This is a genomic window from Pseudomonas sp. GW823-FHT06B06 (genome assembly GCF_058795195.1).
This window is the reverse complement of sequence record NZ_JBXAHO010000056.1, coordinates 15,054-27,374: the sequence shown is the minus strand read 5'-3', so window position 1 is coordinate 27,374 and position 12,321 is coordinate 15,054. Positions and strand designations below refer to the sequence as shown.

The 12,321-nt window shown below is 60.0% G+C and carries 13 protein-coding genes; all 13 read right to left on the bottom strand.

The window, feature by feature from the left end; all coding sequences use genetic code 11:
- Positions 1–140: 140 nt before the first annotated feature.
- Positions 141–932 (bottom strand): amidohydrolase, encoded by a 792-nt coding sequence (locus tag AC1Q8Q_RS29970; protein WP_432669046.1) that lies wholly within the window; start codon positions 930–932, stop codon positions 141–143.
- The gene (locus AC1Q8Q_RS29965; RefSeq protein WP_489327474.1) at positions 920–2,068 is read right to left on the bottom strand and encodes a pyridoxal phosphate-dependent aminotransferase; all 1,149 of its coding nucleotides are present in this window, start codon (positions 2,066–2,068) and stop codon (positions 920–922) included. Before AC1Q8Q_RS29965 ends, AC1Q8Q_RS29970 begins: the two co-directional genes overlap by 13 nt.
- A gap of 225 nt (positions 2,069–2,293) precedes the next feature.
- Entirely contained in the window at positions 2,294–3,763 is a 1,470-nt protein-coding gene (gene der / locus AC1Q8Q_RS29960; protein ID WP_110747055.1) for a ribosome biogenesis GTPase Der, read from the bottom strand.
- 251 nt (positions 3,764–4,014) lie between these two features.
- Positions 4,015–5,166, bottom strand: coding sequence for an outer membrane protein assembly factor BamB (gene bamB / locus AC1Q8Q_RS29955; protein WP_492615873.1), 1,152 nt, complete (start codon positions 5,164–5,166; stop codon positions 4,015–4,017).
- The gene (locus tag AC1Q8Q_RS29950; protein WP_020795609.1) at positions 5,159–5,800 is read right to left on the bottom strand and encodes a tetratricopeptide repeat protein; all 642 of its coding nucleotides are present in this window, start codon (positions 5,798–5,800) and stop codon (positions 5,159–5,161) included. The genes bamB and AC1Q8Q_RS29950 overlap by 8 nt, the downstream gene beginning before the upstream one ends.
- 41 nt (positions 5,801–5,841) lie before the next feature.
- On the bottom strand, positions 5,842–7,131 hold the full coding sequence (gene hisS / locus AC1Q8Q_RS29945) for a histidine--tRNA ligase (RefSeq protein ID WP_020795608.1): 1,290 nt from the start codon (positions 7,129–7,131) through the stop codon (positions 5,842–5,844).
- A gap of 37 nt (positions 7,132–7,168) precedes the next feature.
- Positions 7,169–8,278, bottom strand: coding sequence for a flavodoxin-dependent (E)-4-hydroxy-3-methylbut-2-enyl-diphosphate synthase (ispG, locus tag AC1Q8Q_RS29940; RefSeq protein ID WP_020795607.1), 1,110 nt, complete (start codon positions 8,276–8,278; stop codon positions 7,169–7,171).
- Positions 8,279–8,281: 3 nt separating this feature from the next.
- On the bottom strand, positions 8,282–9,304 hold the full coding sequence (locus tag AC1Q8Q_RS29935) for a RodZ domain-containing protein (RefSeq protein WP_083348286.1): 1,023 nt from the start codon (positions 9,302–9,304) through the stop codon (positions 8,282–8,284).
- Positions 9,304–10,062, bottom strand: coding sequence for a type IV pilus biogenesis/stability protein PilW (gene pilW, locus AC1Q8Q_RS29930; RefSeq protein WP_033043496.1), 759 nt, complete (start codon positions 10,060–10,062; stop codon positions 9,304–9,306). Before pilW ends, AC1Q8Q_RS29935 begins: the two co-directional genes overlap by 1 nt.
- Before the next feature lie 16 nt (positions 10,063–10,078).
- Entirely contained in the window at positions 10,079–11,221 is a 1,143-nt protein-coding gene (gene rlmN / locus AC1Q8Q_RS29925; RefSeq protein WP_020795604.1) for a dual-specificity RNA methyltransferase RlmN, read from the bottom strand.
- Positions 11,222–11,249: 28 nt separating this feature from the next.
- Positions 11,250–11,675, bottom strand: coding sequence for a nucleoside-diphosphate kinase (gene ndk / locus AC1Q8Q_RS29920; RefSeq protein WP_492615872.1), 426 nt, complete (start codon positions 11,673–11,675; stop codon positions 11,250–11,252).
- A gap of 88 nt (positions 11,676–11,763) precedes the next feature.
- On the bottom strand, positions 11,764–11,964 hold the full coding sequence (iscX, locus tag AC1Q8Q_RS29915; RefSeq protein WP_168757286.1) for a Fe-S cluster assembly protein IscX: 201 nt from the start codon (positions 11,962–11,964) through the stop codon (positions 11,764–11,766).
- 14 nt (positions 11,965–11,978) lie between these two features.
- The gene (fdx, locus tag AC1Q8Q_RS29910) at positions 11,979–12,320 is read right to left on the bottom strand and encodes an ISC system 2Fe-2S type ferredoxin (protein WP_020795601.1); all 342 of its coding nucleotides are present in this window, start codon (positions 12,318–12,320) and stop codon (positions 11,979–11,981) included.
- Between the last annotated feature and the right edge of the window lies 1 nt (position 12,321).

The following is a 12,321-nucleotide window of genomic DNA, read 5'->3' as shown; positions in this document are numbered from 1 at the left end:
CCCTGCTGAAGGGGCAGAGTGAATACCAACCGAAAACCAGTTGAGGGCTTCCCCTCAACCATAGAATCTCCCACAGGAGAACGCATTCCAATGTGGGAGCGAGCCTGCTCGCGAAGGGGCCAGCTCAGGCAGTGCAAGTCTCAGGTGAACTCGAAGGTATCGGCATCCAGGTTCGCCGGAAAACGCGTGCGATACGCTGCCAGTTCCGCCGCATCCAGCACCACTTTAAACACCCCGTCCGCCTCCCCCGCGCTGAGCAACGTCTCGCCCTGGAAATCCAGCACCTGGCTGTCCCCGGTATAGGCAAAGCCTTTGCCATCGGTGCCGATGCGGTTAACCGCTGCCACGTAGCACAGGTTCTCGATGGCCCGCGCCGGCAGCAAGCGGTTCCAGTGCTGGCGCCGTGCACCCGGCCAGTTGGCGGTGTACAGCAGCAGGTCCGTGTCCTGCGCATCGCGACTCCACACCGGGAAGCGCAGGTCGTAGCAAATCAGCGGCCGCACTCGCCAACCCTTGAGTTCGAACTGCACCTGGCGTTCGCCCGGGGTGAAGTGCTTGTGCTCGCCGGCCATGCGGAACAGGTGACGTTTGTCGTAGTGCCACACTTCGCCGTCCGGCCGCGCCCACAACAGGCGGTTACGATGGCTGCCATCAGCGGCCTGCACGATCACGCTACCGGTGATCACCGCATCGAATTTTGCCGCCTGAGCCCGCAACCATTTACTGGTCGGTCCGTTTTCCGCTTCAGCGAGGGTCTCGGACTCCATCGAGAAACCGGTGGTGAACATCTCCGGCAGAATGATCAGGTCCGCGCCGCGAGCCTGTTCCAGCAAGTGCTCGAAATGCTCCAGGTTGGCCTGGCGATCGTGCCAGGCCAGGGTGGTCTGGATCAGCGCAACGGTCAGGTTCGGCAACGCACTCAGATCACGCATAATTTTTCCGCTGCTTCACGCAGGGTCTCCTCACGTTTGGCAAAGCACAGGCGTATCAGGCGCTGGCCTTCAGGCGGCGTCTGGTAGAACACCGAGATCGGGATGCTCGCAACGCCGTGTTCACGGGTCATCCACAGGGCCATCTCGACGTCGTTGAGATCCGGGCGGATCTGCGAGTAGTCGACCAGCTGGAAATACGTACCGCTTACCCGGGTGAAGCTGAAGCGCGAAGGCGCCAGCAGGTCGCAAAACAGGTCACGCTTGGCCTGATAGAAGCCCGGCAGTTCTTCGACATGTTCCGGATGCTCGGCCATGTAATCAGCCAAGGCGTATTGCAAGGGTGTTACGCCGCAAAAATTGACATATTGATGCACCTTGCGCAGCTCTGTCGTCAGGGCCGGTGGCGCGACCACATAGCCGGTTTTCCAGCCGGTGACGTGATAGGTCTTGCCGAAGGAGCTGACCACGAAGGCGCGCTGATACAACTCTTCATGGGCCAGCACACTGACGTGGGGCACACCGTCGTAGACCAGGTGTTCGTAGACCTCATCGCTGATCACATAGATGTCACGATCGCGGATTAACGCCGCCAGTTGGTCCAGCTCCGCACGGTTGATCAGTGCGCCGCTGGGATTGTGCGGAGTGTTGAGGATGATCATCCGCGTACGCGGACTCAGTGCCTGGGCGAGCTTCTGGAAATCGATGCTGAAGTCATCCAACCCCAGTTGCACATGAACGCAACGGCCACCGGCCAGCTCAACCGAAGGCTCGTAACTGTCATAAGCCGGGTCGAACACGATGACTTCGTCACCGCTGTGGATAACGGCCTGGATGGCGCAGAAAATCGCCTCGGTCGCGCCGGGCGTCACGGTCACTTCGTTGTCCACATCGACGCTGACGCCATAGCTGCGGGCGATTTTCGCCGCGATCTGCTGACGCAGTACCGGCAGCCCGGTCATTGGCGAGTATTGGTTGTGGCCATTGGCAATATGCCGGCCGACCGCATCGCACAGGGCCTGCGGAGCAGCGAAATCGGGAAAGCCCTGGGACAGGTTGAGCGCCCCGGTTTGCGCCGCGAGCTGAGACATCTGCGTGAAGATGGTGATGCCGACATTCGGCAGCTTACTGGTGATCATCGAGGATTCCCTGCTCTACACCCGGCTCTAACGGCGGCGCGGGAGAGCCCGAGGATAGCCCAAACGGCGCCCATAACAAAAGGGCGCCAAAAGCGCCCTTCTTCTTGTCCTACCCTGTGGGAGCGAGCCTGCTCGCGAAGGCGGTGTGTCAGTCGCGATAAACGTTGACTGACAGATTGCATTCGCGAGCAGGCTCGCTCCCACATGAGTGAGGCAAGCCTTAGATCAGCGCTTGTCGCGGCGCTTCTTGTCGGCTTTCTTGTGGTGCGACATCAAGCGACGCTTCTTGTTGACCTGGCGGTCGGTCAGCGAGTTCTTGTTGCCTTCATACGGGTTCTCGCCGCCCTTGAACTCGATGCGGATCGGCGTACCGACCAGCTTCAAGACACGGCGGTAAGTGTTTTCCAGGTAGCGAACGTAGGACTTCGGCACCTTCTCGATCTGGTTACCGTGGATCACGATGATCGGCGGGTTCGCACCACCCAAGTGGGCGTAACGCAGCTTGATCCGGCGGTTGTTGACCATTGGCGGTGCGTGCTCGCCAACCGCGTCTTCCAGGATCTGGGTCAGACGGTTGGTCGGCCAGCGGGTGACCGCGGACTTGAACGAGTTCTGCACCGAGGCATAGAGGTTGCCCACGCCGGTGCCGTGCAGCGCCGAGATGAAGTGGATGTCGGCGTAGTCGACGAAGAACAGACGACGCTGCAGCTCGACCTTCACGAAGTCGCGCTCGCTCGGCGTCATGCCGTCCCACTTGTTGATCGCGATGACCAGCGCACGACCCGACTCGATGGCGAAGCCCAGCAGGTTGAGGTCGTGGTCCACCACGCCTTCGCGGGCGTCCATCACGAAGATCACCACGTTGGCGTCTTTGATCGCCTGCAGGGTTTTGACCACGGAGAACTTTTCGACTTCTTCGTGGATCTTGCCGCGCTTGCGCACACCGGCGGTGTCGATCAGCGTGTACTTCTCGTCGTTACGCTCGAACGGGATGTAGATACTGTCGCGGGTGGTGCCGGGTTGGTCATACACGATCACCCGGTCTTCACCGAGCATGCGGTTGACCAGGGTCGACTTGCCAACGTTCGGGCGACCGATGATCGCGATCTTGATCCCGTCTTTTTCGCTCGGGCCAGGAATGCGCTTGGCTTCCTCGCCTTCGGCAACGTCCTCTTCCTCGCCTTCTTCCGGCTCGTCTTCGTCTTTCGGGAAGTCGCCCAAGGCGATTTCCAGCAACTGGGTGATGCCACGACCGTGAGCACCGGCGATCGGGATCGCGTGGCCCATACCCAGTGGAGCGAATTCAGCGCGGGCCATTTCCGGGTCGATGTTGTCGACCTTGTTGGCGACCACGTGGGAACGCTTGTTACGCTTGCGCAAATGCTCGGCGATCATCTGGTCGGCGGCGGTGAAACCGGCCTTGGCATCTACCAGGAATAGAACGACATCCGCTTCTTCAATGGCCAGCAGCGACTGCTCGGCCATTTTTTCGTCCATACCATGCTCGTCACCGGAGATACCGCCGGTGTCGACCAGAATGTAGGAACGCCCTTGCCACTTGGCCTCACCGTACTGGCGATCACGGGTCAGACCGGACAAGTCGCCGACGATAGCGTCGCGAGTCCTGGTCAGGCGGTTGAACAAGGTGGACTTGCCGACGTTCGGTCGGCCCACCAGGGCGATTACGGGAACCATGCGGCTCTCCACTTCGTTTATTTCAGAAAATACAAAAGCCGCTGCGAGGGCAGCGGCTGGTGCTCGGGGCAACACTGTGCGCTTGTTTGTGGGAGCGAGCCTGCTCCGGGCGGCGTTCCGACGAAAAACGCCGGAGCACCGCGTTTATTCAGGATGCAAACGTTATCGTTGACGTCCATCGCGAGCAGGCTCGCTCCCACATTCATATCCACAAGTGAAGCAGCCCGGGGGATTAACCCCAAGCATAGTCGTTACTTAATGGTCAGGGCTTCCAGTTTGCCGCTGTTGCCATATACATAAATCGTGTCACCCACCACCAGCGGACGGGCACGCAGGCCGTCGCTGTCGATGCGCTCGCGGCCGACGAATCGACCGTCCACCTGACTCAACAGGTGCAGGTAACCTTCCAGGTCACCGACTGCAACATAACTGGAGAACACTTCTGGAGCCGACAGTTGGCGGCGAGCCAGCGAATCGTTGCTCCACAAGGCTGTGGTGGAACGCTCGTCGACGCCTTCAACGGTGCCCGAGGACAGGCTCACGTAGACGCTGCCGAAACCCTGGGCGACACCGGCATAGCTGGAAGCATCACGCTGCCAGAGTTGCCGACCGCTTTGCAGGTCCAGTGCCGCAACGCGACCCTGGTAGCTGGCGACATAAATCGTCTCACCGGACAACAGCAAGCCGCCATCGATGTCGACAACACGCTCCAGTTCCGAACGACCTTGCGGGATCGCTACACGCTGTTCCCACACCGGCACGCCGTTGGAAATGTCGAGAGCGACCACTTTACCAGTCGAGAAGCCAGCCACCGCGAGGCGGTTGGTCACGATCGGTGCGCTGGTACCGCGCAGGGTCAGTACCGCAGGCGTGCTGTCATACAACCAGCGCTGGTTGCCAGTGGCGGCATCCAGACCGATCAAGCGATCGTCCTGGGTCTGGACCACGACCACATCGCCATTGTTGGCCGGCGGTGCGAGGACTTCACTGGACACGCGCGCGCGCCATTTCTCTTCGCCGCTGATGGCGTCCAGGGCAACGATTTCACCCTTGATCGTACCCACCGTCAGCAGGCCGTAACCCACGCCAACGGCGCCGGAAACAGGCAGTTCGAGATCTTTCTTCCATTTGACGTCGCCGTTGCTGCGATCCAGCGCCATCACCACACCGGTGACATCGGCGGCATAGATGGTATCGCCATCGATGGCCGGAACCAGCATATTGTAGGTTTCGCCCTGACCGTCACCGATCGAACGACTCCACTGCTTCTGCAGGACCACTTCTTCCTTGAAGTCGGTCAATTCGGCCGGTGGCAATTCTTTCTTGCTGTTGCTGCTGCAACCCGCGGCCAAAATGGCCAGGGCCAGCAATGCTGCATGCTTCCAACGAATCACGTCACGCATCCCCTTTGGCCAGGTCGTCCAGCTTGATTTGCAGGCCACCGACCGCCGCTTCATCCGACAGTGCCGCCTTGGCTTTTTGATACGCCGCGTGCGCTTCGTCGGTACGACCCAACTGCACCAGCAGGTCGCCCTTGAGTTCTTCGCGAGTGGCCAGGAAGGCCTTGTCGGCATCGCCTTCCAGCAGCTTCAGGGCTTCATCGACCTTGTCCTGCGCGGCCAGTACCTGCGCCAGGCGCTGACGGGCGATTTCGCCCAGTGCCGGGTTGGCCGGCTTGGCGACGATGGCCTTGAGCTCGCTGGCTGCGTCATCGAGCTTGCCACTGTCGACCGCGACTTTCGCCACGAACAGGCTGCCGTATTGTGCATAGGCGCTGCCGCCGAACTCGCTGTTGAGCTTGCCGGCCAGGTCCGAGACTCGCGCCGCATCTGGCTTGCCGTCAGGCGTCAGCGTGGTTTCGAGCAATTGCTGATAGAGCATCGAGGCACCTTGCGACTGGTTGCTCTGATACTTCTGGAACGCCTGCCAACCGAACACGATGACCAGCGCCAACAGGCCGCCAGTAACCAGGGGCTTGCCGTTGCGTGACCACCATTCCTTAAAATCCGCCAGCTGTTCGTCTTCGGTACTCGACACCCCAATACTCCTTAATCGCTAATTCGGCTGTTATGACAGCTTCAACCCTGCACGACGCAGGTGGCCAGGTGTGCAGCAAGCGCATCCCAGGCAATGCTTTGTTGTTCGCCCTGGCCACGCAGGGGTTTGAAACCTACCACTTGCTGGGCCATCTCGTCGTCGCCGAGGATCAGTGCGAACAGCGCACCGCTCTTGTCGGCCTTCTTGAACTGGCTCTTGAAGCTGCCAGCGCCGGCATTGACTTGCAGGCGCAGGTTGGGCAACTGGTCGCGCACGCGCTCGGCCAAGGCCAGGCCTGCCAGCTCGGCGGCTTCACCGAAGGCACAGAGGTAGACGTCGACCTGACGGGAGATTTCTTCCGGGATCTGCTCCAGGGTTTCCAGCAGCAATACCAGGCGTTCGATACCCATGGCGAAACCCACGCCGGCAGTAGGCTTGCCGCCCATCTGCTCGACCAGGCCGTCGTAACGACCACCGGCACACACGGTGCCCTGGGCGCCAAGTTTGTCGGTGACCCATTCGAAAACGGTCTTGCTGTAGTAGTCCAGCCCGCGAACCAGCTTCGGGTTGATCACATAGGGGATGCCGGCGGCGTCCAGGCGAGCCTTGAGGCCCTCGAAGTGCACGCGAGATTCTTCGTCGAGGTAGTCGGCCATTTTCGGCGCATCGACCAGAATCGCCTGTGTATCGGCATTCTTGGTGTCCAGGACCCGCAGCGGGTTGGTTTTCAAGCGGCGCTGGCTGTCTTCGTCCAGCTTGTCCAGGTGACCGGACAGGAACTCGACCAGCGCTTCACGATAGCGTCCACGGGACTCGCTGGTGCCCAGGCTGTTGAGTTCGAGCTTGACCGCATCGCGGATACCCAGCTCGCCCCACAGGCGCCAGGTCAGCACGATCAGTTCGGCGTCGATGTCCGGACCGTCGAGGTTGAAAACCTCGACACCGATCTGGTGGAACTGGCGGTAACGGCCTTTCTGCGGACGCTCGTGGCGGAACATCGGACCGATGTACCAGAGCTTCTGCACCTGGCCACCGCCGGTGATGCCGTGCTCGAGCACCGCACGCACACACGCTGCCGTGCCTTCGGGACGCAGGGTCAGGGAGTCGCCGTTACGGTCGTCGAAGGTGTACATCTCTTTTTCGACGATGTCGGTCACTTCACCGATGGAGCGCTTGAACAGCTCGGTGAACTCGACGATCGGCATGCGGATCTGCTTGTAACCGTAGTTATCCAGCAGGCGCGAAACGGTGCCTTCGAAATGACGCCACAGGGGGGTCTGTTCGGGCAGGATGTCGTTCATGCCACGAATGGCTTGCAGAGACTTGCTCACATTAAATCCTTAAATTCCGTTCGGCTCTTCAGTCGGCTCAGCCGCGCGCGATAACCGCTGCGTCGGCTTCGACCTTTTCGGCCGCTTTCTCGCGGATCAAGCGTTCAAGCTCATCCACCAGATTGTCATTCGTCAGTTTCTGCGACGGCTTGCCGTCGATGTAAATCAGGTTTGGCGTGCCGCCGGTCAAGCCGATATGGGCTTCCTTGGCTTCGCCCGGCCCGTTGACCACGCAACCGATGACCGCGACGTCAAGCGGCACCAGCAGGTCTTCGAGGCGCCCTTCCAGCTCGTTCATGGTCTTGACCACATCGAAGTTCTGCCGCGAGCAACTCGGGCAGGCGATGAAGTTGATGCCACGGGAACGCAGATGCAGGGACTTGAGAATGTCGTAGCCGACTTTCACTTCCTCGACCGGATCAGCCGCCAACGAGATGCGAATGGTATCGCCAATCCCTTCGGCGAGCAGCATACCGAGGCCCACGGCAGATTTCACCGTGCCTGAACGCAAACCACCGGCTTCGGTGATGCCCAGGTGCAGCGGCTGGACGATTTCCTTCGCCAGCAAGCGGTAGGCTTCGACGGCCATGAACACGTCGGAGGCTTTCACGCTGACCTTGAAGTCCTGGAAGTTCAGGCGCTCAAGGTGTTCGACGTGGCGCAGCGCCGATTCAACCAGCGCGGCTGGCGTCGGCTCGCCGTATTTTTTCTGCAGGTCTTTTTCCAGGGAGCCGGCGTTCACCCCGATACGGATCGGAATGCCACGATCGCGGGCGGCATCGACCACCGCGCGCACGCGGTCTTCGCGACCGATGTTGCCCGGGTTGATCCGCAGGCAGTCAACGCCAAGTTCGGCCACGCGCAAGGCGATGCGATAGTCGAAGTGAATGTCGGCGACCAAGGGCACCTTGACCAGTTGCTTGATCTTGCCGAAGGCCTCGGCGGCGTCCATGTCCGGCACGGACACCCGCACGATATCGACACCCGCGGCTTCCAGGCGATTGATTTGCGCGACGGTCGCAGCGACGTCGTTGGTGTCGCTGTTGGTCATGCTTTGCACAGCGATGGGCGCATCGCCGCCAACAGGTACATTACCGACCCAGATCTTGCGCGATTCGCGACGTTTGATTGGAGATTCGCCGTGCATGACTTATTGACCCAACTTCAGGCGAGCAGTCTCGCCACTGGTGAACGGAGCGACATTGACCGCCTGACCGTTGTAGCTGACCTGCGCGCCGCGGGCATAACCCAGGCGCACGGAAAACGGCGGCTTGCCATTGAGGGAAACGCTTTCGCCTTTACGCTTCAGGCCGCTCAACAGCACCTTGCCGTTGCCGTCGGTGACCTGGGTCCAGCAGTCGGCGCTGTACTGTAGTTGGACCTGGCCCTGGCCTGCCACCGCAGGCGCTGCTGGCGCCGGTGCCGCAGCGGTTGGCGCTGCAACACTTGGAGCAACCGGTGCATTCACCGTCGGCGCTGCAACAGCTGGAGCTGCAGGAACAGCCGGGGCTGGCGTCACAGGCGTGGCGGCGGTCGGTGCGGCGGCGGTCGGTGCAACGGGTGCCGGCGCTGGCGTTTCAGCCGGAGCCGGGGTCGCGGAGTCGGCCTGCGGCAATGCCAGGGCCGTGGTGTTTTGCGCCTCACCCTCGGCCACCGCCTGGTCTTCCGGCTCATCCAGCGGATGAATCTGGGTAGTGCCATCGGCACCTTCGACTTCCACGTGTTCCGGGGTCAGGCTGATCAGGTCCTTGGTGCGCAGCGAGGTCTGGTCCTGCCACCAGACAAAACCACCACCCACCACGGCCACCAGCAACAACAGGCTGACAATGCGCAAGATGGTGTGGGACACGCGCACTGGCTCTTCGATACGGCCCAGGCTGTGAACGCTGCTGCCCTTGGAGTCGGTACCGGTGGATTGGTCGAACTGCTGGACCAGGACGGCCTGGTCCATGCCGAGCAATTTGGCATAAGCACGGATATAGCCGCGGGCGAAGGTATGCCCTGGCAGCTTGTCGAAATCGCCGGCTTCCAGATTGCTCAGGGAATTGACGGTAAGGTTGAGCTTAAGGGCCACTTCGGCCAGCGACCAGCCATTGCTTTCGCGGGCCTGGCGCAAGGTCTCACCGGGGTTAACGCGATTCGCTGCTACAACTTCGGGATGCGCCGCTTTCATCATTGCTCCGACAGGTATTGCTGATATTCCGATGTACCGGGATAAAGTCGTTTTAATTGCAGGCCCGCACTGGCGGCCTTGTCGCGATCATCAAACACTTTTGCCAGGCGAATGCCGAGCAATAGACTACGTGCATTTTGCTCGGCAAGCAGGCTAAAACGGTCGTAAAAGTCACGCGCGGGCACATAATGCCTGTCTTCGTAAGACAACTCAGCCATTTCCAACAATGCCCGAGGCTGTTGTCGATTCAAACGCAGGGCTTTTTCCAGTTGCTGCTGGGCCAACTCGCGCTGGCCGAGCATCGAAGCCGTCATGCCCAGGTTCTCGAACACGCGCGAACGCTCAGGATACAGAGTATCGGCGGCGGCCTGTTCAAAACGCTCGTAGGCTTCCTTGTAACGTTTCTGCTCGTAGAGAAAGCTGCCGTAGTTGTTGAGGATTCGCGCATCGGCGGGACGGGAAGCCAGCGCCTTGCGAAAATGCTGGTCAGCCAGTTCCGGCTCCATTTCGGCCTGGAACACCAACCCCAGCGCGGCATTGGCGTCCGGGTCTGCGGCGTCCAGCTCCAGCGCCTTCTTCAGAGGCACTTTTGCTCGCTCGGTCATGCCTTGTTGCAAATAACCGATGCCCAGTTGCACGTAGGCCTCGAGCGCCTCGCCACGGCCTTTGCTGGTCTTCATCGGGTTGTAGTCGCCCGAAAGCACACAGCCAGCGCACAGGCTGGCCATTAGCAAAAGCAGCGCAAAGCGCAGGGACATGGAGATCCTCTCTTGATTACTTCGCAGCGTTCGACGCCATATCGTTGTCGGCGCTCAGTTCACGCACGGCGATATAACGTTCGCTGCGACGGGTGCGATCCAGCACCTGCCCTACCAATTGACCACAGGCCGCGTCGATGTCTTCACCACGGGTGGTGCGTACAGTGACGTTGAAACCGGCATGATGAAGCTGATCCTGGAACCGACGAATGGCATTGTTGCTAGGCCGCTCGTAACCGGAGTGCGGGAACGGGTTGAACGGGATCAGGTTGATCTTGCACGGGATGTTCTTGAGCAGCTCGATCATTTCAACGGCGTGCTCGACCTTGTCGTTCACGTCCTTGAGCAAGGTGTACTCGATGGTCAGCACGCGCTTTTCGCCCAGGGACGACATGTAGCGCTGGCACGACTCGAGGAGCATCTTAAGCGGATACTTCTTGTTGATCGGCACCAATTGGTTACGCAATGCGTCATTCGGTGCGTGCAGGGACAACGCCAGGGAGACGTCGATGTGCTTGGACAGCTCATCGATCATCGGCACCACGCCGGAGGTCGACAGGGTCACGCGGCGCTTGGAAATGCCGTAGCCCAGGTCGTCCATCATCAGGTGCATGGCCGCGATGACGTTGTCGAAGTTCAGCAGCGGCTCACCCATGCCCATCATCACCACGTTGGTGATGGCACGGTCGACGGTTGCCGGGACGCTGCCAAAGGATTTGTTGGCAATCCACACCTGGCCGATGACTTCGGCGGCGGTGAGGTTGCTATTGAAGCCTTGCTTGCCGGTGGAGCAGAAACTGCAATCCAGGGCACAGCCTGCCTGGGACGAAACGCACAAGGTGCCGCGCTTGCCCTGGGGAATGTACACGGTCTCGACGCAGCTGCCGGACGCCACGCGCACCACCCACTTGCGGGTGCCGTCGCTGGAGATGTCCTCGCTGACCACTTCCGGACCGCGAACTTCAGCAACGGCCTTGAGCTTCTCGCGCAGGGCCTTGCTGACGTTCGTCATGGCGTCGAAATCATCGACGCCAAAGTGGTGAATCCATTTCATTACCTGACCGGCACGGAAACGCTTCTCCCCGATTGAGTCGAAGAATTTTTCCATTTCCTGTTGAGTCAGACCCAGCAGGTTGGTTTTTACAGTCGATGTAGTCATGGATTCACCTTCACTCTTAAGCCAATGCTTAGCGAGTGGTTACTTCAGTAGCTGCGAAGAAGTATGCGATTTCGCGAGCGGCAGCGGCTTCGGAGTCCGAACCGTGTACGGCGTTGGCGTCGATCGATTCAGCGAAGTCAGCACGGATGGTGCCGGCAGCAGCTTCTTTAGGGTTGGTAGCGCCCATCAGCTCACGGTTGCGAGCGATGGCGCTTTCGCCTTCCAGAACCTGGACAACAACCGGACCGGAGGTCATGAACGCTACCAGGTCACCGAAGAAACCGCGCTCGCTGTGCTCAGCGTAGAAGCCTTCGGCTTCGGCTTTGGACAGTTGCTTCATTTTCGAAGCTACAACGCGCAGGCCAGCGTCTTCGAAACGGGAAACGATCTTGCCGATCACGTTTTTAGCAACGGCGTCAGGCTTGATGATGGAGAAAGTACGTTGAACAGCCATGGTGTAACTCCAGAAACGGTAATTTGCGAAAAATTAAACCCGCGAATTATACGCGGGTTCTTGGGTATTGCCTAACCTGCTGCGTGGCTCAGTCGCGTTCTTCGATCCAGTGGGCCTGAATGGCCTCCAGGATCTTTTCGCCACAATGCTCAGGCTTGTCGTCGAATTCGGGCAATTCCATCACCCATTTACGCAGATCGACGAAGTTGACCGACATAGGGTCCACTTCAGGCTTGCTTTCAGCCAGCTGGATCGCGATTTCCAGCACATCAGTCCACTTGAGACTCATGACAGTTCCTTGAATCAGTGCGGCGCTTCGGCTGCGTGGTTGAGCGAGTACTTCGGAATTTCAACGGTCAGGTCTTCGGTGCCGACCTTGGCCTGACAGCCCAGGCGCGACTCACGCTCCAGCCCCCAGGCCTTGTCGAGGTAGTCCTCCTCCAGCTCGTCAGCCTCTTCCAGCGAATCGAAACCTTCGCGGATGATGCAGTGGCAGGTGGTGCAGGCGCAGACGCCGCCACAGGCACTTTCCATCTCGATATGGTGTTCGTGAGCCAGCTCGAGGATGGAAATACCCGGCTCAGCCTCGACGACCATGCCTTCAGGGCAAAACTTCTCGTGTGGCAGAAAAATGACCTGCGGCATC

Coding starts and splice junctions, on each gene's coding strand:
- AC1Q8Q_RS29935 (WP_083348286.1), bottom strand. CDS start 9,304: ATGAAAGCGGCGCATCCCGAAGTTGTAGCAGCGAATCGCGTTAACCCC.
- AC1Q8Q_RS29965 (WP_489327474.1), bottom strand. CDS start 2,068: ATGATCACCAGTAAGCTGCCGAATGTCGGCATCACCATCTTCACGCAG.
- pilW (WP_033043496.1), bottom strand. CDS start 10,062: ATGTCCCTGCGCTTTGCGCTGCTTTTGCTAATGGCCAGCCTGTGCGCT.
- fdx (WP_020795601.1), bottom strand. CDS start 12,320: ATGCCGCAGGTCATTTTTCTGCCACACGAGAAGTTTTGCCCTGAAGGC.
- rlmN (WP_020795604.1), bottom strand. CDS start 11,221: ATGACTACATCGACTGTAAAAACCAACCTGCTGGGTCTGACTCAACAG.
- iscX (WP_168757286.1), bottom strand. CDS start 11,964: ATGAGTCTCAAGTGGACTGATGTGCTGGAAATCGCGATCCAGCTGGCT.
- ndk (WP_492615872.1), bottom strand. CDS start 11,675: ATGGCTGTTCAACGTACTTTCTCCATCATCAAGCCTGACGCCGTTGCT.
- bamB (WP_492615873.1), bottom strand. CDS start 5,166: ATGCGTGACGTGATTCGTTGGAAGCATGCAGCATTGCTGGCCCTGGCC.
- AC1Q8Q_RS29970 (WP_432669046.1), bottom strand. CDS start 932: ATGCGTGATCTGAGTGCGTTGCCGAACCTGACCGTTGCGCTGATCCAG.
- ispG (WP_020795607.1), bottom strand. CDS start 8,278: ATGCACGGCGAATCTCCAATCAAACGTCGCGAATCGCGCAAGATCTGG.
- der (WP_110747055.1), bottom strand. CDS start 3,763: ATGGTTCCCGTAATCGCCCTGGTGGGCCGACCGAACGTCGGCAAGTCC.